This window comes from Oceanicaulis sp. (assembly GCF_051859625.1).
Classification (GTDB): Bacteria; Pseudomonadota; Alphaproteobacteria; order Caulobacterales; family Maricaulaceae; genus Oceanicaulis.
In genome coordinates, this window is sequence record NZ_JBHYFH010000002.1 from 216,874 (window position 1) to 239,354 (window position 22,481).

General features: G+C 64.0%; 22 protein-coding genes. 7 read left to right on the forward strand and 15 right to left on the reverse strand.

The window, feature by feature from the left end; all coding sequences use genetic code 11:
* Nucleotides 1–5: 5 nt before the first annotated feature.
* From ACTIGF_RS10560 to topA, 4 genes are read right to left on the reverse strand one after another with little or no spacing between them, the layout of a single operon-like run.
* Nucleotides 6–614, reverse strand: a complete 609-nt coding sequence (locus tag ACTIGF_RS10560; RefSeq protein ID WP_439636852.1) for a hypothetical protein — start codon at nucleotides 612–614, stop codon at nucleotides 6–8.
* Complete coding sequence (locus ACTIGF_RS10565; protein ID WP_439636853.1) at nucleotides 611–1,303, reverse strand: NUDIX domain-containing protein; 693 nt, start codon at nucleotides 1,301–1,303, stop codon at nucleotides 611–613. The genes ACTIGF_RS10560 and ACTIGF_RS10565 overlap by 4 nt, the downstream gene beginning before the upstream one ends.
* Complete coding sequence (rnr, locus tag ACTIGF_RS10570; RefSeq protein ID WP_439636854.1) at nucleotides 1,284–3,539, reverse strand: ribonuclease R; 2,256 nt, start codon at nucleotides 3,537–3,539, stop codon at nucleotides 1,284–1,286. Before rnr ends, ACTIGF_RS10565 begins: the two co-directional genes overlap by 20 nt.
* On the reverse strand, nucleotides 3,536–6,202 hold the full coding sequence (topA, locus tag ACTIGF_RS10575) for a type I DNA topoisomerase (RefSeq protein WP_439636855.1): 2,667 nt from the start codon (nucleotides 6,200–6,202) through the stop codon (nucleotides 3,536–3,538). The genes rnr and topA overlap by 4 nt, the downstream gene beginning before the upstream one ends.
* Nucleotides 6,203–6,374: 172 nt before the next feature.
* On the opposite strand from topA, the gene ACTIGF_RS10580 reads away from it, so the two are divergent.
* Nucleotides 6,375–6,656 (forward strand): hypothetical protein, encoded by a 282-nt coding sequence (locus tag ACTIGF_RS10580; protein ID WP_439636856.1) that lies wholly within the window; start codon nucleotides 6,375–6,377, stop codon nucleotides 6,654–6,656.
* A 6-nt stretch (nucleotides 6,657–6,662) separates the two neighbouring features.
* On the opposite strand, the gene dprA is transcribed toward ACTIGF_RS10580, so the two are convergent.
* The 7 genes from dprA to ruvX form a co-directional block, all read right to left on the reverse strand.
* Nucleotides 6,663–7,790: a DNA-processing protein DprA gene (dprA, locus tag ACTIGF_RS10585; protein ID WP_439636857.1), complete on the reverse strand. Its 1,128-nt coding sequence runs from the start codon at nucleotides 7,788–7,790 to the stop codon at nucleotides 6,663–6,665.
* Nucleotides 7,787–8,383 (reverse strand): glycerol-3-phosphate 1-O-acyltransferase PlsY, encoded by a 597-nt coding sequence (gene plsY, locus ACTIGF_RS10590; RefSeq protein ID WP_439636858.1) that lies wholly within the window; start codon nucleotides 8,381–8,383, stop codon nucleotides 7,787–7,789. The genes dprA and plsY overlap by 4 nt, the downstream gene beginning before the upstream one ends.
* A gap of 2 nt (nucleotides 8,384–8,385) precedes the next feature.
* Nucleotides 8,386–9,651, reverse strand: a complete 1,266-nt coding sequence (locus tag ACTIGF_RS10595) for a dihydroorotase (protein ID WP_439636859.1) — start codon at nucleotides 9,649–9,651, stop codon at nucleotides 8,386–8,388.
* Nucleotides 9,648–10,652: an aspartate carbamoyltransferase catalytic subunit gene (locus ACTIGF_RS10600; RefSeq protein WP_022702090.1), complete on the reverse strand. Its 1,005-nt coding sequence runs from the start codon at nucleotides 10,650–10,652 to the stop codon at nucleotides 9,648–9,650. The genes ACTIGF_RS10595 and ACTIGF_RS10600 overlap by 4 nt, the downstream gene beginning before the upstream one ends.
* Before the next feature lie 86 nt (nucleotides 10,653–10,738).
* Nucleotides 10,739–11,653 carry an AEC family transporter gene (locus ACTIGF_RS10605; RefSeq protein WP_439636860.1) on the reverse strand — a complete coding sequence of 305 codons (915 nt, stop codon included), beginning with the start codon at nucleotides 11,651–11,653 and terminating at the stop codon, nucleotides 10,739–10,741.
* The gene (locus ACTIGF_RS10610) at nucleotides 11,650–12,567 is read right to left on the reverse strand and encodes an AEC family transporter (RefSeq protein ID WP_439636861.1); all 918 of its coding nucleotides are present in this window, start codon (nucleotides 12,565–12,567) and stop codon (nucleotides 11,650–11,652) included. Before ACTIGF_RS10610 ends, ACTIGF_RS10605 begins: the two co-directional genes overlap by 4 nt.
* Nucleotides 12,564–13,010, reverse strand: a complete 447-nt coding sequence (ruvX, locus tag ACTIGF_RS10615) for a Holliday junction resolvase RuvX (protein ID WP_439636862.1) — start codon at nucleotides 13,008–13,010, stop codon at nucleotides 12,564–12,566. The genes ACTIGF_RS10610 and ruvX overlap by 4 nt, the downstream gene beginning before the upstream one ends.
* Nucleotides 13,011–13,175: 165 nt before the next feature.
* Between ruvX and gatC the strand changes: the two genes are divergently transcribed.
* The 6 genes from gatC (at nucleotide 13,176) to ACTIGF_RS10645 (ending at nucleotide 19,667) form a co-directional block, all read left to right on the forward strand.
* Nucleotides 13,176–13,463 (forward strand): Asp-tRNA(Asn)/Glu-tRNA(Gln) amidotransferase subunit GatC, encoded by a 288-nt coding sequence (gatC, locus tag ACTIGF_RS10620; RefSeq protein WP_022702094.1) that lies wholly within the window; start codon nucleotides 13,176–13,178, stop codon nucleotides 13,461–13,463.
* 5 nt (nucleotides 13,464–13,468) lie between these two features.
* On the forward strand, nucleotides 13,469–14,950 hold the full coding sequence (gatA, locus tag ACTIGF_RS10625; RefSeq protein ID WP_439636863.1) for an Asp-tRNA(Asn)/Glu-tRNA(Gln) amidotransferase subunit GatA: 1,482 nt from the start codon (nucleotides 13,469–13,471) through the stop codon (nucleotides 14,948–14,950).
* Nucleotides 14,950–15,189 (forward strand): hypothetical protein, encoded by a 240-nt coding sequence (locus tag ACTIGF_RS10630; protein WP_439636864.1) that lies wholly within the window; start codon nucleotides 14,950–14,952, stop codon nucleotides 15,187–15,189. The genes gatA and ACTIGF_RS10630 overlap by 1 nt, the downstream gene beginning before the upstream one ends.
* Nucleotides 15,189–16,175 carry an NADPH:quinone reductase gene (locus ACTIGF_RS10635; protein ID WP_439636865.1) on the forward strand — a complete coding sequence of 329 codons (987 nt, stop codon included), beginning with the start codon at nucleotides 15,189–15,191 and terminating at the stop codon, nucleotides 16,173–16,175. Before ACTIGF_RS10630 ends, ACTIGF_RS10635 begins: the two co-directional genes overlap by 1 nt.
* A 36-nt stretch (nucleotides 16,176–16,211) precedes the next feature.
* The gene (gatB, locus tag ACTIGF_RS10640; RefSeq protein ID WP_439636866.1) at nucleotides 16,212–17,708 is read left to right on the forward strand and encodes an Asp-tRNA(Asn)/Glu-tRNA(Gln) amidotransferase subunit GatB; all 1,497 of its coding nucleotides are present in this window, start codon (nucleotides 16,212–16,214) and stop codon (nucleotides 17,706–17,708) included.
* Nucleotides 17,709–18,311: 603 nt separating this feature from the next.
* Entirely contained in the window at nucleotides 18,312–19,667 is a 1,356-nt protein-coding gene (locus tag ACTIGF_RS10645) for a mechanosensitive ion channel family protein (protein WP_439636867.1), read from the forward strand.
* Here ACTIGF_RS10645 and ACTIGF_RS10650 read toward each other — a convergent pair.
* From ACTIGF_RS10650 to ACTIGF_RS10665, 4 genes are all read right to left on the reverse strand, one after another.
* Entirely contained in the window at nucleotides 19,664–20,608 is a 945-nt protein-coding gene (locus ACTIGF_RS10650) for a radical SAM protein (RefSeq protein WP_439636868.1), read from the reverse strand. The two genes, ACTIGF_RS10645 and ACTIGF_RS10650, sit on opposite strands and share 4 nt — an antisense overlap.
* 101 nt (nucleotides 20,609–20,709) lie before the next feature.
* Entirely contained in the window at nucleotides 20,710–20,934 is a 225-nt protein-coding gene (locus ACTIGF_RS10655) for a helix-turn-helix transcriptional regulator (protein ID WP_439636869.1), read from the reverse strand.
* Complete coding sequence (locus ACTIGF_RS10660) at nucleotides 20,931–21,377, reverse strand: hypothetical protein (protein WP_439636870.1); 447 nt, start codon at nucleotides 21,375–21,377, stop codon at nucleotides 20,931–20,933. The genes ACTIGF_RS10655 and ACTIGF_RS10660 overlap by 4 nt, the downstream gene beginning before the upstream one ends.
* A gap of 70 nt (nucleotides 21,378–21,447) precedes the next feature.
* On the reverse strand, nucleotides 21,448–22,401 hold the full coding sequence (locus ACTIGF_RS10665) for an isopenicillin N synthase family dioxygenase (RefSeq protein ID WP_439636871.1): 954 nt from the start codon (nucleotides 22,399–22,401) through the stop codon (nucleotides 21,448–21,450).
* Nucleotides 22,402–22,481: the final 80 nt, after the last annotated feature.

The window sequence follows — 22,481 nt, forward strand, 5'->3', positions numbered from 1 at the left end:
CCGGGCTATAGCCGGACTTGTTGTCTCTGTCCCGCCCGGAATGACACCATCAGCGGCCTTGGACGTCCGCCCAGCGACGCCAGAGCGGTCTCGCCAAAGACATTGAGCGCCGGATCCTGCAACAGATCGGGCAGTTTTTCAGGGCTGACCCAGGCCACCCGCTCGCCGCTGCGGCGTTTGACCGAATTGGAGATGCGCGCGACCGGCGCGGTGAACACGCGCACATGACGGCGCATGGATGCGTCCGCCGGGTCCAGCGCGCGGCCCAGATAGGTCAGCGAGTCCCGATCCGGCTGCAGATGGTGCCGCGCCAGCCGCGCCCAGGGGTTGGTCACGGGCGGCCTCACATCAGGATGCAGCGGACGCGCCAGCAATTGGCCCAGTTCCTCAGACAAAGCCCGGATCGCGGCGTCCATGAAGACGCCGGACTGCGCTTCAGGCGCGCCCAGGCGTTTGCGTGAAATCACCGGCCCGCCAAAAGCCGCCAGGCCATCGCCGCGCACAGGGCGCGCCTGAGGGGCGCGATAGCCGGTTTCTGTGCGCACCAACGCAATCTGACGCGAATGCGGATCCGCCAGAAACAGCGCCGCCATGTTGATCGGGCGCGCGCTCATAAGGTTTCCACCTGAGGGCCGGTCCGCGTGCTTTTGAGGAAGCGGAGGGGACGCGCCGGGTCCTTGAGCCAGGTTTCCAGCTCGCCGATGACATAATGCGTGGCGATGGGCAGATCGAGCGTGTCGCGATCCGCAAGGCTGACCCATTTGAGGTCTTCCAATTCGCCATTGCTGGTCAGATCCGTAGAGCCGTGAACATGTTCCACATCGCAAGTGAAGAACCAGGCGTCAAAGCGGCGCGGGCGCTTTGGCGGCGTGATCGCGCGGGTGATCACCTCCAGCGGCGCGGCGTTCGGCGCCGCGCCCGCCGCTTCAAACGGCGCCCAGGGGGGCTTGAAGTTACAGGCGTCCTGCGCCGGTTTGCCTAAGATCAATCCGGTTTCCTCTGCCGTTTCCCGCAGCGCAGCGGCGGCGGCGGCGCGCGCGCGGCGTTCGGTCAGAACGCGCGTCATCACGGCGCGGGTCTGATCATTGAGCTCTTCAGCCAACGGCGCATAGCCGTCTGTGGCGTCCACGCGCCCGCCGGGAAAGACGTATTTCTTCGGCATGAAGACATGACGGGTCGAGCGCCGACCAAACAACAGCTCAATCTCTCCATTGGCGCGTTTGCGGCGCAGGAGAAGAGACGAGGCGAGCTTGGGGCGGGGGCTGGTTTTGGGCGTCGTTTTCTTATCGTTTGCGTCGGGCATTGTGTTTCTTCGCACGGGGAGAGCCGCGGCGCTCGTACTTGTCGCGCGGCCGACCGTGACCCTTGAGCGGTTTTCCTGGTTCGGGCGGCGTTAGAATGTCGAATAACAGCCCGCCCGTCACGGGGGTCGCTTCATCCAGACGCACCGTCACGGCCATGCCCAGCCGATAGCGACCGCCTGAACTCTGTCCCACCAGGGCGTGCGCGGCCTCGTCATGGACATAGTATTCCTGCCCCAGGCGTGAAACCGGGCACAGCCCGTCCGCCCCGGTTTCATGCAGGCGCACGAACAGGCCAAAGCGGGTGACGCCAGTGATCCGGCCGGCGAATTCGGTCCCGACCCGGTCCGCCAGCCAGGCGGCGATGAAACGGTCCGTCGCATCGCGCTCGGCGGCCATGGCGCGGCGTTCGTTATGGGTGGTGTCTTCTGCGATGCGCTGCAGCTGGCTGCGTTCTGAATCGCTCTGCCCGTCCGATCCCAGATTATAGGCGCGGATCAGCGCCCGGTGGACCGTCAGGTCGGCATAGCGCCGGATCGGCGAAGTGAAGTGGGCGTATTTCGCGAGGTTCAGGCCAAAGTGCCCGATATTATCGGTGTCATAGACGGCCTGCGACTGGCTGCGCAGCACCACCTCATTGACGGTTTCATAGTGGTCTGTGGGCTGGGACGCTTTGAGCAGCGTGTTGAAGCGCGCCGCCGTGGGACGCTCGCCGCGGGTCCATTTCAGGCCCACATGGGGTAGAAAATCGGCGAGATTGTCGAGCTTTTCAGAGCCCGGCTCGTCATGGATGCGATAGATCAGCGGCGTGTTCTTGGCTTCCAGGGCCGTCGCCGCCGCGACATTGGCTTGGATCATCATTTCTTCGATCAGCTTGTGCGCATCAAAGCGTTCACGCAGGCGCACGCCCTGGACCCGACCGTCCTCGCCCACGATCACCTTGCGCTCGGGCGCGTCGATCTCCAGCGGCTCGCGGCGTTTGCGGGCCTGGCGTAGCGCCTCATACGCGCCCCAGAGCGGCTTCAGCACGTCTTCAAGCAGCGTTTCCGCCTTGCCGGTCCCGGCGCCGTCAATGGCGGCCTGAGCGTCTTCATAGGCCAGCTTGGCGGCGGATTTCATCCAGCCGCGGATAAAGCGATGGCCGATCTGATTGCCATTGCGGTCAAAGACCATGCGCACAGCCAGACACGGACGCTCTTCGCCTTCGCGCAGCGAGCACAAATCATTGGACAGCCGTTCGGGCAGCATCGGAACAACCCGGTCGGGCAGATAGACCGAGACGCCGCGCGCGCGGGCGCCCTTGTCGAGCGGGCTGTCGGCGGTGACATAGGCGGCCACATCGGCGATGGCGACCATCACGATCCAGCCATCCTTGTTCTTTGGATCCTCATCAGGCGCGGCCCAGACGGCGTCGTCATGGTCGCGCGCATCCACCGGATCGATCGTCACCAGCGGTATGTCGCGCAAATCTTCGCGATCGCCCATGGTGACGGGCATGATGGCGTCGACCTGTTTGAGCTCGCTGTCGAGAAAGCCGTCTGGCACGCCATGTTCAGCCATGGCGATGATCGAGCCGGCGCGGGCGCTGTCCGCCCGGCCGATGACTTCGTCGATCAAGGCGGTTTTCAAGCCATGCCGGCGTTCAGAGGCGATGCGCACCACGACCAGGTCGCCGTCTTCGGCCTTGCCGGTTTCACCGCGCGCGGGGACCAGTTCATGGCGCGAACGCCGGTCGACCGGGACCAGCCGGGCGGGACCGCGGGTATTGTCGCGCAGCACGCAGAGAATCTTGTGCGCGGACTGGCCGAGCTTCTTGATGACGCTGGCTTCATAGCCGTCTTCATCGGTCATAGGCGTCAGGCGCGCCAGCACCTTGTCGCCAATCCCCGCCGCCGGGCCGCGCGTGCGCTCGCCGGGCTTGAGGATGATCTTCGGCCCTTGCAACTCGGGTTTGACGGGCTGGCAGATGAATTCGCCATCCACATCGCGGTCGATCACTTCGACCACGGTCACCGTCGGCAGCTGGTCGGCCAGCTCATAGGCTTTTTGCTCGTTCTTGCGGATCTCGCCGCCATCTTCGAGCTCACGCAGGGCGAGCTTCAGGCCGGAACGTTGATCCCCCTTCAGTCTCAGGGCCTTGGCGAGTTCGCGCTTGGTGAAGCGTCCTTCGCCCAGACGGATCGCCTCTAACAGGGCGTCCTTGGTGAAACCGTGTTGGGCGTAGGGATCGTCGTTCAAGATTTAGCCTTTGTGCTTTTGGTCGCGGGTTTCTTGGCGGCAGGTTTTTTCGCCGGCGTTTTTTTCGCGGCGGTCTTGGTCTCGCCGTCGGTCTTTTTCGCGGCTGGCTTTTTGGCCGCCGCTTTCTTGGCGGGCGCTTTTTTCTTCGCCGGCGCTTTCTTGGCAGGCGATTTAGCCGCTTTTGCGGCGATCAGCTCCAGCGCCTGCTCAAGGGTGACGGTTTCAGGCGTCATGTCCTTGGGCAGGGTGGCGTTGATTTTGCCGAATTTCACATAAGGGCCATAGCGGCCGCTCATCACATTGATCGCGCCGCCGTCTTGCGGGTGCTCGCCCAGCTCTTTCAGCGGAGCCGCCGCTGCGCCGCCACGGCCGCGCGGATTGGCTTTCTTTTGCTCGATCAGGTCCACGGCGCGATTGAGCCCGACTTCAAACACTTCTTCGGCGCTCGACAGGTTCGCATAGGTCTTGCCGTGCTTGACGAACGGACCATAGCGGCCGATCCCGGCCTCGATGATTTCGCCGTCTTCGGGGTGGACGCCCACCTTGCGCGGCAGGTCGATCAGCGCGACCGCCTTCTCAAGCGTGACGTCTGCAGGGTTCCAGCCCTTGGGGATGGAGCCGCGGCGCGGTTTGTCCTCATCGTCGACCTGCATCTCCAGATAGGGACCGAAGCGGCCGTCCTTCAGCACGATCATCGCGCCGGTTTCAGGATGCTCGCCCAGCTCGCCATCACCCTCGACCGCATCCAGATCGCCGCCGCCCAGCGGGCGCGTATAGCGGCAGTCAGGATAGTTCGAGCAGCCCACGAAGGCGCCATGCTTGCCCAGGCGCAGCGACAGCGCGCCCTCATTGCATTTGGGGCAGATCTTGGGGTCCGAGCCGTCTTCGCGTGGCGGGAAGATCAGCGGCGCCAGCGCGATATTCATGGCGTCGATCACGTCGCCGATGCGCAGATCCGCGATGTCCTCGATGGAGGCGTGGAAATCCTTCCAGAAGTCGCGCAAGAGCTGTTTGTATTCCAGATCGCCCGCCGAAACCTTGTCGAGCTGGTCTTCCAGCGAGGCGGTGAAGTCGTACTGGACATAGCGCTGGAAGAAGTTTTCCAGGAAGGCGATGACCACGCGGCCCTTGTCTTCCGGGATGAAGCGCTTGTCTTCCATCCGCACATAGTCGCGATCACGCAGCACAGACAGCGTGGAGGCGTAGGTCGAGGGGCGGCCAATGCCCAGCTCTTCCATCTTCTTGACCAGCGAGGCTTCGGTGAAGCGGGGCGGAGGCTGGGTGAAGTGCTGTTCGGCCAGCGTCTTCTCGGCCTTGGCCTTGGCGCCCTGGCTCACTTGCGGCAGGCGGTTTTCGCCTTCGTCTTCCTCGTCGTCGCGGCCTTCTTGATAAAGCGCGAAGAAGCCGGGGAAGGTGACGACCGAGCCCGTGGCGCGCAGGGCGAGGGACTGATCGGCGTTTTCAAAGTCGATGGTGGTGCGCTCAAGGCGCGCCGCTTCCATCTGGCTGGCGACAGCACGTTTCCAGATCAGCGCGTACAGCCGGGCCTGATCTGCGTCGAGGCGCAGATCATCGGGATGACGGGTGAAGCTGGTGGGGCGGATCGCTTCGTGCGCTTCCTGGGCGTTCTTGGCTTTGGTGGAATAAAAGCGCGGCTTTTCCGGCACATAGTCAGCGCCATGGCGTTCGCCGATCACGTCGCGCGCCTGCATCATCGCGCCCATATCCATGGAGACGCCGTCGGTCCGCATATAGGTGATCAGACCGACCGTCTCACCGCCGAGCTCCACGCCTTCATACAGGCGCTGCGCGGTGCGCATGGTGCGTTGCGCGTCAAAGCCCAGCTTGCGCGCGGCCTCTTGCTGAAGCGTCGACGTGGTGAAGGGCGGCGGCGGATTGCGCTTGGTCGGTTTGGCTTCGACCGACGCGACGGTGAAGTCAGCGCTCTTGATCGCAGCTTCCGCAGCGCGGGCGCGTTTTTCCTCACCAATGGTCAGGCGGGTGATTTTCTCGCCTTCAAACCGGGTCAGCTTGGACGCGATGAGAGTGTCCGCACCATCGGTGCGCACATCCGCGTCCACCGACCAGTATTCCTGGGTGACGAAGCGTTCGATCTCGGTTTCACGCTCGGTGATCAGACGCAGGGCGACCGATTGCACGCGGCCTGCAGAGCGGGCGCCGGGCAGTTTGCGCCACAGCACCGGCGACAGGGTGAAGCCCACCAGATAGTCGAGCGCCCGGCGCGCCAGATACGCTTCCACCAGCTCCATATCGAGCTCGCGCGGATTGGCGATGGCGTCAGTGACCGCTTTTTTGGTGATGGCGTTGAACGCCACCCGCTGAACTTGCTTGTCCTTGAGCACCCGGCGCTTTTGCAGCGCTTCGAGCAGGTGCCAGGAAATCGCTTCACCCTCACGATCCGGGTCAGTGGCCAGGATCAGGGTGTCGGCGTCTTTGAGCGCATCGGCGATGGCCTTGATGCGCTCTTTGGCCTTGCCCTCGATGGTCCAGTCCATCGCAAAGTCTTCGTCCGGGCGAACCGATCCGTCCTTGGGGGGCAGGTCGCGCACATGGCCGAAACTGGCGAGCACGGTGTAATCGCTCCCCAGATATTTGTTGATGGTTTTGGCCTTGGCCGGGGATTCGACGACAACGACGTTCATATGAGCACTGATATCAGGACAGGGGCGACCGGCGTCAAGCAAGCCCGGACAATGGCGGCGGAAGGTGGGGTTAGTTCCCCAACCTGTCAACATGGCGCTTCCGCTTGCCTTGGCGCGAGCACAGGTATACGGCTCGCCATTAAGTTGTTCCACGGGCAATCAAAGCGCGCGCATGATACAATCTCCCTCTCAAAACTCATCCAATAGTGACGAGACGCAGCCCGCATCCGCCAGGACCGAAGAAGCGGCGGGCTATCTCATCGAAATGCTCTCCGCCTTGTCTCATGTGGCGCATCGGGCGGATCTGAACAATTCCTCGGTCATGCTGGCGACCGCCGCGCATGTGATCGAGCAAGAGTGCAGACATCTGACGCAGAACGCGCCCAAGGCGACCCCAGGCGTCGATGCGGATACGCTGTTTCCCTTTCATCCCGACGGCAGCCCAAGGGAGTAGGGCGCGTCAGGGCTGATAGGCGCTGCAGACCATGCCGTTGGGCCAGATCTCGCAGCGGCCCGCCAGCTCCAGCTCCACGAGAGCGGCCAGAACCACACGGGCGGGCGATTTCGTCAGGCGCGCCAGCTCATCGCGCGACACTGGGGTGGGCGACAGCAGCGCGGCGATGCGTTCGCGGATATCCTCGACAGCGTCATTGAGCGCGTCCGCATCGTCAAATTCGTCTTCAAACTCCGACCCGCCCGGTTCCTGAAGGCTGGAGCGGCGAGCGCCGGACAGCACCGCCAGCACATCCTCCACCCCCTGCACCAGCGCGGCGCCGTCCTGCAGCAGACGGTTTGAGCCCCGCGCCCGCGGATCCATGGGAGAGCCGGGGACGGCCATGACTTCGCGATTTTGCTCCAGCCCATACCGAGCCGTGATCAGCGAGCCGGAGCGTTCGGCGGCCTCAACCACCAGAACGCCCAGAGAGAGCCCGGAAATCAGCCGGTTGCGACGCGGAAAATCGCGCGCTTGCGGGGAATAGCGCAGGGGCGTTTCGCTCACCAGGAGGCCTTGTTCGGCGATGGCGTGATAGAGCGCTTCATGTTCGGGCGGATAAATCGAGGTCAGCCCGCCCGCCAGCACGGCGATGGTTCCGGTCTCCAGGCTGGCGGCATGGGCGGCGCCGTCAATGCCGCGCGCCAGCCCCGACGCCACGATCACGCCGCGCTCGCCCAAGCCCCGCGCCAGATCGCCTGCAAAGCGTAGGCTCGCCGCAGAGGCGTTGCGGGCGCCCACCATGGCGCAAATCAGCCGGTCCTTGAGAACCAGCGGCCCTTTGACGCTGATCACCGGCGGCGGCGGATCAATAGCGGCGAGATCGGCGGGGAAGTCCGGCTCGCACGCACACAACAAACGCGCGCCCAGCTGATCGTGATCCTCAAGCTCGGCTTCAGCGTGCTCGCGAGAGTGGGCTTTCAGCGGCTTTGACCGTCCGCCACGTTTTGACAGATCGGCGAGATTGTCGATGGCGTTGGATGCGGTCTCAAACCGCTCGATCAGCTTGGCGAAGGTGACAGGTCCGACCCCCGATGTGCGCGACAGGCGAAGCCAGTCCACACGCTCTTTCGGGGAGAGGGCCTGTCGCCTCACGCTTTCTTCGCCCCGATCTTGGGTTCCTCACCTGTGAGGATGCGGCTGATATTGTCCTTGTGCCGCCAATAGAGCAGCACCGCCAGGAACAGGGCCAGCACCGCAACGGCTTCCTGGCCGAAGGCGTAGGCCAGAAGCGGCGCGGCCAGGGCCGAGGTGAGCGCTGCGAGCGAAGACATGCGCATCATGAGCGCCATGCCCAGCCAGACCAGGCAGGTCAGCACGCCGACCGGCCAGAAGGCCGCTAGCAGCACGCCCAGAAAGGTCGCGACGCCCTTTCCGCCCTGAAACTTCAGCCAGACCGGGAAACAATGGCCGAAAAACGCTGCGCCGCCAGCGATCAAACCCGCTGTGGGCGAGGCGAGCGCGGTGAACAACAGACACGCGAAACCCGCCTTGCCTGAATCCAGTATCAGCGTGGCGAGCGCCAGATCCTTGCGTCCGGTGCGCAGCACATTGGTCGCGCCGATATTGCCCGACCCCACGGCGCGAATATCCCCGAGCCCCGCCAGCCGGGTCAGCAGCAGGCCGAACGGGATCGAACCGAACACATAGCCGACGACCAGCGCCGCCGCGAACCAGGGATGAAACATGACTACTCGTCTTCCAGTTGATAGATAATCGCGCCTTCCGCGATGGTGATCAAGGCCTTGCCGAACATTCGGCGGCCAGAAAAGGCGCTGGGGGCCCGGCATTGCATGGGGCCGCGGCCGTAAACGAAGGGGGCGTTGGGATCAAACACCACCAGATCGGCGGGGGCGCCATTGTCCAGTCGGCCCTGTTCCAGACCCAGAATGTCCGCAGGGCCGCAAGTGACGGGCCGCAAGGCGTCCGCGAGGCTCATATGGCCGTCCTGCGCAAGCGTGCACAGAACCGGCAGCAGCGCTTCCAGACTGGCGGCGCCGGGCGCGGCTTCGGGGAAGGGATGGGCTTTGGATTCATTGGTGCAGGCCACATGGTCTGACACGATGGCGTCGATCCGGCCTTCGGCAAGGGCGGTGATCAGCGCTTCACGGTCGCTCTCACTGCGCAAAGGCGGTTCGAGACGATAGCGCGGATCGAGCCCGCCCGTATCCAGGTCGTTAAAGCTCAGATGGGTGAGCGGCGCGGTGACCGCGACTTCCAGACCGCTTGCGCGGGCGTCCGCCGCCGCGTTCAGGGCGTCCTGGGTGGTGACGCGGTCAAAGATCAGCCGGGCGCCGGTGAGCGCGGCCAGCGCCGCATCGCGCTTCAGGGCCATGGCTTCTGATTGCGCAGGACGCGAAGGCAGGCCCAGGCGCATGGACAGATCGCTTTCCGTCGCCATTGTGCCGCGGCTGAGCCCGGTGTCTTCGGGACGCAGGCTGACCCAGGCGTCAAAACCCGCCGTGTAGGCGAGCACCCGGCGCGCCAGGCGCGTATCCAGGATCGGCTGGCCGCCATCGCCCAGATAGAGCGCGCCGGCGCGCAGCATCAGGCCGATTTCCGCCATGTCTTCTTGAGAGCTGACGCACAAACCCGCCGCATACAGGCGCACCGCGCTCGTCAGGGCCGCAGCATCTACCGCCGCAATATCTTCGGGACGTTTGAAGCCGTCACCGCTTTCAGGCGAGAGCACCAGCGTCGCCACGCCGCCCGCCGCCGCGGCGCGCGCTGCAGCGTCCACGCCGCGAGCGCCGGTGGAGGCCGGGTCCGCCGTGCAGCGCATGTCGATCAGCGCCGGAGCGAGGGCGGCGCCCTTGACGTCGATGACGCGTTCATCGTCAGAGGGCGTCAGGTCCGGCCCGCTCTCCACGATCAGGCCGTCGCGAATACGCAGGGCGCCGAACTCATCGCGTCCGGAGGCGGGGTCGATCAGTCGGGCGTTTTCAAAGAGCATCATGCGCCGTCTCCCAGCCCGTCCATGTCATGGGCGCGCATGTCGGCGATCGCGCCGTTGGGCGCGCGTCCGGTGATCAGTTCGAGAATGGCGGAACGTACGGCGACGCCGCTTTCCACCTGATCAAGAATGACCGCGCGGTCGGGATCGTCCGCCAGCGCGCCGTCGATCTCCACGCCGCGATTCATCGGGCCGGGATGCATCACAAGGCAATCGGGGCTGGCGCGTTCAAGCCGGGCTTCGTTCAGCCCCCAGAGCGCGGCGTATTCGCGGTCTGACGGGATCAGCCCGCCGGTCATGCGCTCTTTCTGGATGCGCAGCGCCATCACCGCGTCGCAGCCTTCAAGCGCTTCCTCAAGATCATGAAACACCGTGACGCCCCAGCGATCGGCGTCGGCGGGCAGCAAGGTGGCGGGACCGCACAGGCGCACTTCCGCGTTCAGAAGGTTCAGCAGCGAGACGTTTGAGCGCGCCACGCGCGAATGCAGGATGTCGCCGACGATCAGGATGCGGCGGCCGCCAACCTCGCCCCAGCGCCGGGTCAGGGTGAAGGCGTCCAGCAGGGCCTGGGTGGGGTGTTCGTGGGCGCCGTCGCCGGCATTGACCGTCGGCACGCCTGTGACGCGCGCGAAATGCGCTGCCGCGCCCGCTGATTTATGGCGCACGACCAGCACGTCCGGGCGCATGGCGGCGAGGGTGAGGGCGGTGTCGTCGAGACTTTCGCCCTTGGAGATCGAGGCGCTTCCGGCGGCGAAGTTCACCACATCCGCACCGAGGCGTTTGGCGGCGATTTCGAAACTCGCCAACGTGCGGGTGGAGTTCTCAAAGAACAGATTGATCTGGGTGAGGCCCTTGAGGGTGTCGCCCTGCTTGTCGCCGCGGCGCGCGGCGTCGAAATGATGCCGGGCGCGCTCGAAAATCATCTGCACGTCGAGCGGGTTGAGATCCCCGACGCTCAACAGGCTGTCATGGGGAAAATCATAAGCGAAGCCTGTGCGCTCCATAAAGGCGCCTCCCGATAAGCGTTCGCGGGGGTATAGGCGCGCACACGGGTTCGGGCAAGCTGGCCCGTGTCAGAAATCAGAGCCTGTCAGAGCGACAGGGCGATCGCGGCCGCCACCGGCAGGGTGATCAGGCTGGTCAGAACGGTGAGGGTGATCATGCCCGCGGTCAGTCCGGCCTCGCCGTCAAAATCGGCGGCGACGGCGTAGATGAAGGCGGCGGCGGGGGCCGCGCCCGCAATCGCCATCAGCACCGCCAGATCCCCCGTCAGGCCGAACGCCAGCGCCAGTCCCAGATAGACCACTGGCCCGATGACGGTGCGCAGCACGGCGGCGGACAACAGCACCGTCATCCGGCCTTTGAGCGCCTTGAAATCCAGCCCTGCGCCCATGGAGAGCAAGATCACCGCCATGGAGCCGGCCCCGATCATCTCGATCGGCGCTGTGAGAAACGCAATCCGTCCCAGTCCGGACAGATTGGCGATGAGGCCGAGCACGCAGGCGAGCACCACAGGATCGCGTGCGGTTTTGGCGAGCGCTGCGCTCAGGCCGCGCCCTGAAGTGAGGGCGAAGCTCGCCACCGCGGCGGCCGCCCCGATGATGACGCCTGTGGCGGACACCGCGGCGCCGGCGCTGGCGATGGCGTCGCCCAGCAGCCGGTCCGCCAACGCCAGTGTGAGAACGATGTTCCACATCACGGCGGTGGCGATCATGGGCGCGGTGATCCGGCCGGAATTGCTGACCAGACGGCCCAATCCCAGGGCCAGGACGATCATGATGGCGGACCCCAGGGCCGACACGCCGCCGATCATCAGCGAGGCGCCGCCGTCAAACTCCGCCTGCGCCAGAAGCGTGAACAGGAAACTCGGCAGCAGGAGACGATGGTTCAGCGCGTTCACACCCCGCCAGTGCTCGCGGGGAATATAGCCGCTGGCGCGCACGCCATAGCCCAGTGCGATGACGACGAAGACGGGCAGGAAGGCGAACAGGATGATCTGCGTCATAGACCGGCGATCCAGATCCAGAAGGGGATGGCGAAGAAGGCCAGAATGGTTGTGGCGGTCACATGGCCGGCCATGAGGCGCGTGTCCCCGCCCATTTCAGCCGCCAGCACATAGGCGCCGGCGGCGCCCGGCGTCGCGCCGACCATCACCAAAAGCGCCAGGGCCGTGCCTTCCACCTGCATGAGCAGGCCCAGGGCCAGAAAGACGGCGGGCGCGACGACAAGTTTCAGCACAATGCCCAGGCTCAACAGTCCCGGGCGGGTTTTGAGCGCCGAGAAATCAAGACCGGCGCCGATCGCCAACAGGATCAGGGGCAGCGCGGCGCGCCCGGCCAGCTCCGCCGTTTTTGCGACCGGGCCGGATTGAAACAAACCCACAGCATTCGCCAGCGCGCCCGCCAGACAGGCGATGATCAGCGGATTGGTGACGAGCCGCAGTCCCACGCGGCGGATATTCGGACTGACCTGGCTGGCGCCCCAGATCGTCAGCACCGCCACGGACATGATGTTCACCAGCGGCACGGTCGGCGCGAACACCAGGGCCGCCAGCGCTTCGCCTTCCTGACCAAAGGCGGGGCCCGCCACCGCCAGAAAGACAAATCCGTTCCAGCGCACCGAGCCCTGAAACAGGCTGGTATAGGCCGGACCATCCACGGGCAGCAGTTTGAACCCCAGGGTCACAACGCCCATCACCAGAAAGCCCAGCGTCACCGCGATCAGGAAAGGCCCGGCGGGCAGGCCGGCATAATCGGCGCGTGAAATCGTCGAGAACAGCAAGGCGGGCAGCAAAGCCTGATAGCTGAGCCGGTTGACGCCCAGCCACAGCTCGGTGCGCACCAGACCTGACCGACGCATGATCCAGCCTAAGGCGATGACGCCGAAAATGGGGATGAGAGCGTCGGCGACCCCGGTCATGACAAGGGATCGTCCGGCGATGACAGCGGCGGGCTCAGGCCTTCATTGATCCGGGCGATGGCGCTTTCCAGAATCACCGCCGCCGCCTGGGCATCCACGAAATCCTTGTGCTGGGCGTGCTTCACGCCCGCCTCCAGCAGGGATTCGGTCGCCGCGAAGGTGCTCAGCCGCTCGTCCTGAAAGCACACCGGCAGATCGCGCAGGCGCAAAAGATTCGTCACGAAGGAGCGCGAGGACTGCGCCCGGCGGCCATCCCCGCCATTCATGTGCAAGGGCAGCCCCACGATCAGACCGGCGCATTTGCGCTCGTCATAGAGCGTCAGCAGCGCCTGGGCGTCCGGGGTGAACTTGACGCGCTGGATGGTGGTCAGCGGCGTGACCAGCGTGCGGTCGGTGTTGGAGACGGCGACGCCCAGCGTTTTCGTGCCGGGATCGACCGCCATCAGCGGCCCTTTGGGAAGGAGCGCGGGTTCTAGAAACAACATGCGCCCGGTTTAGGCCTGTCAGCCTGTCTTTGGAAGAGGCTGACTCCGTCACAATCTTGCGCCGCAGCACCGGCGTTGGTACGCAGAGCGCTTAGTCTTGCCCTCCCATCCGGAGACCTGCCCATGTCTGTGACCCAAGACGATGTCCGGCGCATTGCGCGTCTGGCCCGCATCGCCGAGCCGAGCGACCGTCTCGATTCGCTCACCAATGAACTCAACGGCATTCTCGACTGGGTCGAGCAGCTTGATGAAGTGGACGTCACAGGCGTCGAGCCGATGACCACCCCGGTGCAGACCCCGCTGCCTCTGCGCGCGGACGAGATCACCGATGGCGGCAAGCGCGACGACATTCTGGCCAACGCCCCGAAAGCCGAAGAAGGCTTCTTCGTGGTGCCCAAGAGCGTGGAGTAAGCGCGATGACCGAGTTTACCCAGCTCTCCCTGTTTGACGTGCTCGACGGCCTTGAGAAGAAAGACTTCTCGGCGGTTGAGGTCGCTGACGCGACCGTGAAGGCGGCGGAAGCGGCGCAAGGCGCGCTCAACTGCTTCACCTCGATCGATGGCGACAAGGCGCGCGAGATGGCGCAGGCCTCTGACGCGCGCCGCGCTGCAGGCAAGGCGGGCCTTCTGGAAGGCGCGCCCATAGCGATCAAGAATCTGTTCGGCGTGTATGGCGTGGAGACCACCGCCAGCTCCAACATCCTCAAGGGCTTCAAGCCGCGCTATGAATCCAGCGTCACCCAGAACCTCTGGGATGCGGGCGCGGTGTTCTTTGCCAAGACCTCCATGGATGAATTCGCCATGGGCTCGTCCAATGAAACTTCGGCCACCGGCCCGGTGGTGAACCCCTGGCGCGCCAAGGGCTCGGACGAGAAGCTGGTTCCGGGCGGCAGCTCGGGCGGCTCGGCCGCGGCGCTGGCGGCTGGCATTTCCTATGGCGCGACCGGCACCGACACCGGCGGCTCCATCCGCCAGCCGGCGGCCTTCACCGGCCTTGTGGGCGCGAAACCCACCTATGGCCGCTGTTCGCGCTGGGGCGTGGTGGCGTTCGCCAGCTCGCTCGACCATCCGGGTCCGTTCGGCAAGACGGTGAAGGACACAGCATTGCTCACTCAGGTCATGTCTGGCCATGACCCCAAGGATTCAACCTCTTATCCCGGTCCTGTGCCGGACATGGTCTCGGCGGTCAGCCGCGGCGTGAAGGGCCTGCGCATCGGCATCCCGAAAGAGTATCGCGTCGACGGCATGCCGTCTGACATTGATGCCTTGTGGGAGAAGGGCGCCCAATGGCTGAAAGAGCAGGGCGCGGAGATCGTCGAGATTTCCCTGCCGATGACGAAATACGCCCTGCCGGCCTACTACATCATCGCGCCGGCGGAAGCCTCGTCCAATCTGGCGCGCTATGACGGCATGCGCTACGGCCAGCGGGTCGAGGGCGATGACCTGACCGACACCTATGAAAAGACGCGCGGTCAGGGCTTTGGCGATGAGGTCCAGCGCCGCATCCTGATCGGCACCTATGTGCTGAGCGCGGGATATTATGACGCCTATTACCTCAAGGCGCTGAAAGTCCGCCGGAAAATCCTCGAAGATTTCAACGCCGCTTTTGAGGGCGTGGACGCCATCCTGACGCCGACCACCCCAAGCGCCGCCTTCGGCATTGGCAGCAAAGCGGACGCCGATCCCATCGAGATGTATCTCAATGACATCTTCACCGTGACCGCCAATATCGCCGGCATCCCGGCGATGAGCGTTCCGGCGGGGCTGGACAAGTCCGGCCTGCCGCTGGGCCTTCAGGTCATCACCAAGGCGCTGGACGAGGAAACCATGTTCGCCGTCGGCGGCGCGCTGGAACAGGCCGCAGGCTTCACCGCGAAGCCGGAGAACTGGTGGGGGTGATGCCGCTTCCCCGCCTCCTCATGATCGGCTTCGGGCTGGTCGCCATATTCGGTGCGCTTCTGGCGTCCGGGCGACTGGGCGAGGGCGGCGTGCAGATGGCGGTGGGGATTACGCTTCTTGTGACCGGCGGCATCGGGGTGATGAACACCATTTTCTTCACCCGGCTCAAACGCTCGCTCGACGAGATGGCGAAAAATCCGCCCGACGTCGCGCCCAAGCCTGACGGGGAGCCCGACTGATGCGCGCGATCTGGTATGAGGATCAGGGCGCAGCCGAGGACGTGCTGACGCTCGGCGAGCGCCCGGAGCCCAAGCCCGGCCCCGGAGAGGTGGCGGTCTTCATCAAGGCGTCGGGCGTGAACCCGTCAGACGTGAAAACGCGCGCCGGTCTGCGCGCCCCGATGAGCGTCGCGCGGCAAATCCCGCATTCAGATGGCGCAGGCGTTATCAAATCGGTGGGCGAGGGCGTCGACCCGGCCCGGATCGGCGAGCGGGTGTTTGTATTTAACGCCGCCTATAAGCGCGCCGGCGGAACCTGCGCCGAGATTTGCGTCGTGCCGGTCGAGTTCACAGGCGGCCTGCCGGACGCTGTGAGTTTCGAAGAAGGCGCGAGCTTGGGCATTCCGGCTTTGACCGCCCATCGCGCGCTGACGGCCAATGGTCCGGTGCAGGGCAAGACGGTGCTGGTCACCGGCGGCGCCGGGGCTGTGGGGCTGCAGGCGATCCAGCTGGCGAAATGGATGGGCGCGCGCTTTGTCATCGCGACCGTCTCCGGCCCGGAAAAAGCCGAAGCGGCGCTCGAGGCCGGCGCGGATGATGTGATCAATTACCGCCACCAGGATGTGGTCGAAGCGGTCGAGGCCGCCACAGACGGCGAGGGCGTCGATCATATCGTCGAAGTGGAGTTCGGCGGTAATCTGGCGGCGTCCGCCGCGCTGATCCGTCCGCACGGCCTGATCGCCAGCTATGGCAGCGAGGGTGAGAAGACGCCCGAACTGCCGTTTTACGATCTGATGTTCAAGAACGCCGGATTTCAGAGCGTGTTCGTCTACACCCTGACCCCGGCCCAGCGGGCGGGCGCGGTGGCCGATGTCAGCCGTGCGCTGGCCGAGGGCGCGCTGAAACCGCGCATCGACAGCTGTTACGCCTTGGAAGAGTGCGCCGACGCCCATAAACGGGTGGAAGCCGGAGAGAAAATCGGAAGCGTCATCGTCACGCCTGTGTGAGGATGATCCTTGTTAGTTGAGATAGAGAAGACCGCCATGAGCAGCGAGCACACCTACGTCATCAACGGCGCCACGGGCGATTGGGAAATCGTCATGGGGCTTGAGGTGCACGCCCAGGTCAAATCCAACGCCAAACTGTTTTCCGGCGCGGCGACGGCCTTTGGCGCGGAGCCCAACACGCAAGTGAGCCTGGTTGACGCCGCCATGCCGGGCATGTTGCCGGTGATCAACGAGGCCTGCGTCGCGCAAGCCGTGCGCACGGGCCTGGGTCTGAACGCCCAGATCAATAATTTCTCGCGCTTTGACCGGAAGAATTATTTCTATCCCGACCTGCCCCAGGGCTATCAGATCAGCCAGTTCGCGCATCCGATCGTGGGCGAAGGCGAGATCGAGTGCGAACGCGATGACGGCACCCTGTTCACCGTGGGGATCGAGCGCCTGCACCTTGAGCAGGACGCGGGCAAGTCCATCCACGACCTTGATCCCACCGCCACCTATGTGGATCTCAACCGCTCCGGCGTTGCGCTGATGGAGATCGTCTCGCGTCCGCATTTGCGCACCCCCGCTGATGCGGCGGCCTATGTGCGCACCCTGCGCACGATCCTGCGCTATCTCGACACCTGCGGCGGCGATATGGAAAAGGGCCAGATGCGCGCCGATGTGAACGTGTCGGTCTGTCGCCCGGGCCAGTACGAGAAGTTCATCGAGACCGGCTCGTTCGAGCATCTGGGCACGCGCTGCGAGATCAAGAACGTCAACTCGCTGCGCTTCATCATGCAGGCCATCGAGTTTGAGGCCCAGCGTCAGGTGGATATCCTGGAAGAGGGCGGGACGATTGATCAGGAAACGCGCCTGTTTGACGCCAACGCCGGGGTGACCCGGTCCATGCGTTCGAAAGAAGAAGCGCATGATTATCGCTATTTCCCTGATCCCGACCTGCTGCCGCTGGTGCTCGAGCAGAGCTTTGTCGACGATCTGAAGGCGAACCTGCCCGAACTGCCCGCCGACAAGCGCAAGCGCTTCGTCGAGGAGCTCGGCCTGTCGGAATACGACGCCTCGGTTCTGGCCGCCGACAAGGACCGCGCGGACTATTTCGAGAAGGTGCTGGAAGGCCGGGATCCCAAGCTCGCCGCCAACTGGGTGAATAACGAGCTGTTCGGTCGCCTCAACAAAGAGGGCCTCGGGATCACCGAAAGCCCGATCAGCCCCGAACAGCTGGGCGGCATCGTCTCGCTGATCAGCGACAAGACCATTTCCGGCAAGATCGCCAAGGACGTGTTCGAGATCGTCTGGGCGGAAGGCGGCGACCCGGCCAAGATCGTCGACGAGCGCGGCATGAAACAGGTCACCGACACCGGCGCCATCGAGAAGGTCATCGACGACCTGATCGCGGCGAACCCCGAACAGGCCGAAAAGGTCAAGGACAAGCCCAAGACCATGGGCTGGTTCGTGGGCCAGGTGATGAAGGAAATGGGCGGCAAGGCGAACCCGCAAGCCGTCAACGAAATCCTCGCCAAGAAACTGCTGGGCTAGGCTTTCCAGCGCTGCAGAACAAAACCCCGGAGCCAGGCTCCGGGGTTTTTTTGTTTGGGCTCTCAATCTGTCAGCCCGGACGCGTCGCGATCCGGGATCTACCGGAACCTCTCTGTTCTGATCACAGAGATGCCTGCAGTAGATCCCGGCTCAAGGCCGGGATGACGGGTTTAGAGTCTTGTATAAGACGCACCCATAGCCCCGCGCGCAAACGCAGGGGTGAACCAAATGACGGGTCGCGCGGGAGCGGGCCGTTAGAGGTGAGCGATAAGTCTTGGAAGCCATACCCGGCTCCCGCGCTGGAGATGTTTTGTCGGGATCACCGCACGGAGACTTCTGCGATGTCGCGCCGCCGGTGCAGTCGCCGTCTCATCAGACGCCGCCGCCCTGGACCGTACGATGATGACCCGCCTTTTCGCATGGAGCGCGCGTCACACGCTCTATGCTCGGGACATCTCGCCCCTCCCAGCCTGAACGCGCCGGCCGCCCGTCACGGAAGGAACGAGGCAGAGTATGGCTCACAGGAGAGAGGGGGCGGATAAGTTGGCGGCTGTCCGCACGCGCTCTAGTGACACGCAATGCGAACGCGCTACCCTTGGCGGCATGACCCAACAGCCTGAATCCGCCCTGTCTGACATCGTCCCGGTTGATGAAATCCGCACGCGCGCGGAAGCGTTGCTCGATTGGGTGCAGGTCTCTGTGCTCAATTTCGACAACGCCTTGCAGCTGGGCCTGATCCTGGCGGCGTTCGTTCCGGCGCTGATGTTCGGGCCGCGCCTGCGCAATCTGATCCATGAGGGCACGAAAACCCGCATCAAGACCGGGATGTGGCGCCGGCTGCTGACGGCGGCGCTCGCCTTGATGACGCCTCTGGCGCTGTATCTGGTGCTGACCATGATCCGGGTCGGCCTGGGGGCGCTGGATCGGCCGGTCGCCATCGTCAGCGCGGCGATCAGCCTGATGAGCGCCTGGCTGTTGATCCGGGCGGTGACGTTGATCATCCGCTCGCAATTCTGGTCCCGGCTGGCGTTTTATATCATCTGGCCCGTGGCGGCGCTCGACGTGTTCGGCCTGCTCGACGATGTGATCGCTCAGCTTCAGGCGCTGTCCATCCCGCTGGGAGAAACCAGCGAGGGTGAGCCGGTCTCGCTGAGCCTGTTCGACGTGCTGCGGACGATGATCTATTTCGGCCTGCTGTTCTCGATTGCGAGCTTCGCGGGGCGGACGCTCGACAAGCAATTGCAGAAGTCCGACGAGATTTCCCCGGCGCTGAGCGCCCTGATCTCGAAGGTTCTGGGCGTGTTGTTGCCCGTGCTGGCGCTGTTGATCGCGCTGCAGATGACGGGCTTCAACCTCGCCACGCTAGCGATTTTCTCCGGCGCTGTCGGCATCGGTGTCGGTCTGGGCCTGCAAAAGACCGTGTCGAACTTCGCGGCCGGTTTCACGCTATTGGCGGACAAGTCCATCAAGCCCGGCGACGCCATCGAGGTGGATGGTCAGTTCGGCTGGGTCACAGGCATGCAGGCGCGCTACGTATCGATCCGGACGCGCGACGGCACCGAAATGCTGCTGCCGAACGATCATTTCATCAATAACGGCGTCACCAACTGGTCGAAATCTGATCACATCGTGCGCATGCATGCGCCGTTTGGCGTGTCATACGGCACGCGCGATCTTAAGGCGGTGCAGACCCTCGCCATTGAAGCCGCCAAGACGGTGAACCGGGTGGTCGCCGAGCGCGACCCGGTCTGCAATGTCATGGAGTTTGGCGATTCGTCGGTGAATTTCGACCTGCGCTTTTGGATTCGCGATCCCCAGAACGGCCAAGCGAATGTGCGCTCTGACGTCTATCTCGCCTTGTGGGACCGCTTGCATGAAGAGGGGATCGAGATCCCGTTCCCGCAAATGGATCTTCACGTGAAAGCCCTGCCGGACCGGTCCGAGCCTTCAGAGGCTTAAGCCGAACAGCTAGCCCCGCCCTGAACGCAGAACTGGGCGCAGAATTTATGGTTCAGGCGCACAGGCTTCAGGCTCTCTTCCAGCGTTTGCGCCAGCTCGAACTCGTCTTCATAGGGCAGAAGGGTGCAGGCGACGACGCTGGCGCGTGTCGCGCCGCGCCGTTTGATCACCATGCGCTGGCTGGCGCACATGATGTCGTCTGGATTCTTGTTCAGAATGCCCCAGCAATCCACCGTGATCTCAGGCGGATCGCCGCTCTCATCCATTTCGGGAAATATCACCAGGCGGGACGGATCCTCGCTCGGGATATCCGCGCCGAGGTCTTCAAACAACGCCTTGAAACCGGCGCGCGCTTCGGCGTCGGTCTCATGCCAGAGCGAGCGGCCTGCAGCGCTGAGGGTGAAACCGTGATCTGAGAGCCATTTCAGACCCTCCAGCGTGGCGTCAAACCCGCCGACGCCGCGTTCTTCGTCATGATAGGCGCGGGTGTAGTGATCGAGGCTCAGCCGCATCTCGATCCGGTCGCCGAACCGGGCCTGAAGGTCCAAAAGGCCTGTCTGCACGCGTGGCCGCATCATCGGCTTCATGGCGTTGGTCAGGACCAGAACGTCATGTCCGCGCTCCAGTGACACCTCCATTAGCCGGACCATGTCCGGGTTCATGAAGGGCTCTCCGCCCGTAAAGCCGATCTCGATCTGACCGAATCCGAGCGCGTCGATCTCGTCGAGATAGGAGACCACGTCCGCCTCGGTCAGATAGACCAGCGCATCATTGGTGGGGGAGCTGAGGATGTAGCAGTTCTTGCACTCGATATTGCACAGCGTGCCGGTGTTGAACCACAGCGTCTTGAGCGTATCAAACCCGACGCTGGCGCGGGTTTCGCCTTTCGCCGTGACAAGAGGGTCTGAGAATTTGATCAGCGGCGCTGAGGCGTCAGGCATGAGGCGTATCCAGGTCAAGTGAGCAGTCGGGCTGTGAAGCTAGGGCAGGGCCTGGCGCGCAGCAATCGCGCTCAAGCGGATGTGTTCACAGGAGATGGTGTTTAGTCGTCCCCGGACTCATCTCGAATCCAGAACACGCTTTCGACCTTTTGCCCTAAAGCCTGGGCGATCTTCAGCGCCAGCAAGGCGGAGGGGATGAAAACCCCGTTCTCCACCGTGTTGATCGTCTTGCGCGTCACACCCACCTGCAACGCCAGCTCGGCCTGGGTCAGGCCCGCTTCGGCGCGCAGGGCCTTCATGGCGTTGCCGAGCGCTGCATCTTTCATTCTTCAGCCCCGGTTTCGCCCTGGCGGTCATAATGCACGGCGGCGAGAAAGAAGCTCGACACCGACAGGCCGGTCAGAATCTTGAGCAACATGCCGCCATCCAGACCGAATTGATTGATCGTCATGGCGAGCACAGTCGCGACCGTGATGACCCAGAACGCGGCTTCCGCTGCGCGGCGGCGGACATCGCGCGCCCATTCATCATTGATGATGTCATAGCCGACAGTCTTGTAAGCGCGGAACGCATCGCCAAAGTACAAGATGATCGTCACCAGCCAGAGCCCGAATCCGACGCCGCTGATCACAAGGCCCGGTCCCATCCAGCTGTCTGGAGTCTGGGGCGATGTCCCGACGCCGTCCGCCGCCTGCCAGGCGAAGAATCCTGCGGCCTGGCACAACAGAAAGGCGCGCATGCGCCCATTGATCTTTTCAAGCTCGTCCATGGAAGACTCCGATACGCCATGTCACCTTGGGGTAACATGGCGCGGGAGCGATGTAACGTCAAGGTGACGCTTACATCAGCCCGATTTCACGCAGGCGCTCGAGCAGATAGTCGTGTGCGGTCATCGGCTCGGGGTAGCGGTTCGGAGTGTCGTCGCTGACGCAGCCGGGCAGGGTCTCGATCAGGAAATCGGGATTGAAGTGCAGGAAGAAGGGCGTGGAATAGCGCGAAAACGCCATGCGCTCTTTGGACGGGTTCACCACCCGGTGCGTGGTCGACGGATACACATGGTTGGTCAGGCGTTGCAGCATGTCGCCGATATTGACCACCAGCGCGCCTTCGGGCGGCTGCACCGGCAACCAGGCGCCGGTCTTGGTCTTCACCTGCAAGCCGGCTTCTTCCGCGCCCAGCAATAAGGTGATGACGTTGATGTCTTCATGGGCGCCCGCGCGCACGCCCGACGGATCGCCGTCGATGGGCGGATAGTGCAGAAGGCGCAGGATGGAATTGCCGTCATTGACGGTTTTGGAGAACCAGCTCTCATCAAGCCCGAGATCCTTCGCCAGCGCCTGAAGCAGCACCGCGCCCATCTCGTCGAGCGCCGCGAACAGCGCCTGCACGCTGTCGTCAAAGCGCGCATGATCAGACACCGGCACATTGGGCGGCATCACGTCTGAATAGGGGTGGCCCTGCGGCAGGTTCCGGCCATGGTGCCAGAATTCCTTGAGGTCCTTTTGCGCCATGCCCTTGGCGTTTTCGGTGCCGAACGGCGTATAGCCGCGCTGCCCGCCGCCGTTTTCCACCACATAGCTTTGCTTGGCGGCTTCAGGCAGGGCGAAGAACGCTTTGGCGTCTTCCAACGCGCGGTCAATCACATCCTGATCGACAGGATGATCACTGATCACGGCGAAGCCGGTTTCACGAAAACTCGCGCCCAGTGCGCGGGCGAAAGCTGCGGGATCCTCACCGGCGAGTTTGAACGACACCGGTTCGAGGGTCTGGTCAGTCAAGATGATATCGGTCATGGCGCGCTCTTTAGCCTTCCCTCGCGGGCTCGTGAAGCCGCAATGTCTTGCACGAATGGTCGCAGACCCCGACATATGCC

Bases quoted from the DNA above. Each gene is read 5' to 3' on its own strand.
- ACTIGF_RS10560 (WP_439636852.1), bottom strand. From the start codon at position 614: ATGAGCGCGCGCCCGATCAACATGGCGGCGCTGTTTCTGGCGGATCCG.
- ACTIGF_RS10565 (WP_439636853.1), bottom strand. From the start codon at position 1,303: ATGCCCGACGCAAACGATAAGAAAACGACGCCCAAAACCAGCCCCCGC.
- topA (WP_439636855.1), bottom strand. From the start codon at position 6,202: ATGAACGTCGTTGTCGTCGAATCCCCGGCCAAGGCCAAAACCATCAAC.
- ACTIGF_RS10580 (WP_439636856.1), top strand. From the start codon at position 6,375: ATGATACAATCTCCCTCTCAAAACTCATCCAATAGTGACGAGACGCAG.
- plsY (WP_439636858.1), bottom strand. From the start codon at position 8,383: ATGTTTCATCCCTGGTTCGCGGCGGCGCTGGTCGTCGGCTATGTGTTC.
- ACTIGF_RS10595 (WP_439636859.1), bottom strand. From the start codon at position 9,651: ATGATGCTCTTTGAAAACGCCCGACTGATCGACCCCGCCTCCGGACGC.
- ACTIGF_RS10600 (WP_022702090.1), bottom strand. From the start codon at position 10,652: ATGGAGCGCACAGGCTTCGCTTATGATTTTCCCCATGACAGCCTGTTG.
- ACTIGF_RS10605 (WP_439636860.1), bottom strand. From the start codon at position 11,653: ATGACGCAGATCATCCTGTTCGCCTTCCTGCCCGTCTTCGTCGTCATC.
- ACTIGF_RS10610 (WP_439636861.1), bottom strand. From the start codon at position 12,567: ATGACCGGGGTCGCCGACGCTCTCATCCCCATTTTCGGCGTCATCGCC.
- ruvX (WP_439636862.1), bottom strand. From the start codon at position 13,010: ATGGCGGTCGATCCCGGCACGAAAACGCTGGGCGTCGCCGTCTCCAAC.
- gatC (WP_022702094.1), top strand. From the start codon at position 13,176: ATGTCTGTGACCCAAGACGATGTCCGGCGCATTGCGCGTCTGGCCCGC.
- gatA (WP_439636863.1), top strand. From the start codon at position 13,469: ATGACCGAGTTTACCCAGCTCTCCCTGTTTGACGTGCTCGACGGCCTT.
- ACTIGF_RS10630 (WP_439636864.1), top strand. From the start codon at position 14,950: ATGCCGCTTCCCCGCCTCCTCATGATCGGCTTCGGGCTGGTCGCCATA.
- ACTIGF_RS10635 (WP_439636865.1), top strand. From the start codon at position 15,189: ATGCGCGCGATCTGGTATGAGGATCAGGGCGCAGCCGAGGACGTGCTG.
- gatB (WP_439636866.1), top strand. From the start codon at position 16,212: ATGAGCAGCGAGCACACCTACGTCATCAACGGCGCCACGGGCGATTGG.
- ACTIGF_RS10645 (WP_439636867.1), top strand. From the start codon at position 18,312: ATGACCCAACAGCCTGAATCCGCCCTGTCTGACATCGTCCCGGTTGAT.
- ACTIGF_RS10650 (WP_439636868.1), bottom strand. From the start codon at position 20,608: ATGCCTGACGCCTCAGCGCCGCTGATCAAATTCTCAGACCCTCTTGTC.
- ACTIGF_RS10655 (WP_439636869.1), bottom strand. From the start codon at position 20,934: ATGAAAGATGCAGCGCTCGGCAACGCCATGAAGGCCCTGCGCGCCGAA.
- ACTIGF_RS10660 (WP_439636870.1), bottom strand. From the start codon at position 21,377: ATGGACGAGCTTGAAAAGATCAATGGGCGCATGCGCGCCTTTCTGTTG.
- ACTIGF_RS10665 (WP_439636871.1), bottom strand. From the start codon at position 22,401: ATGACCGATATCATCTTGACTGACCAGACCCTCGAACCGGTGTCGTTC.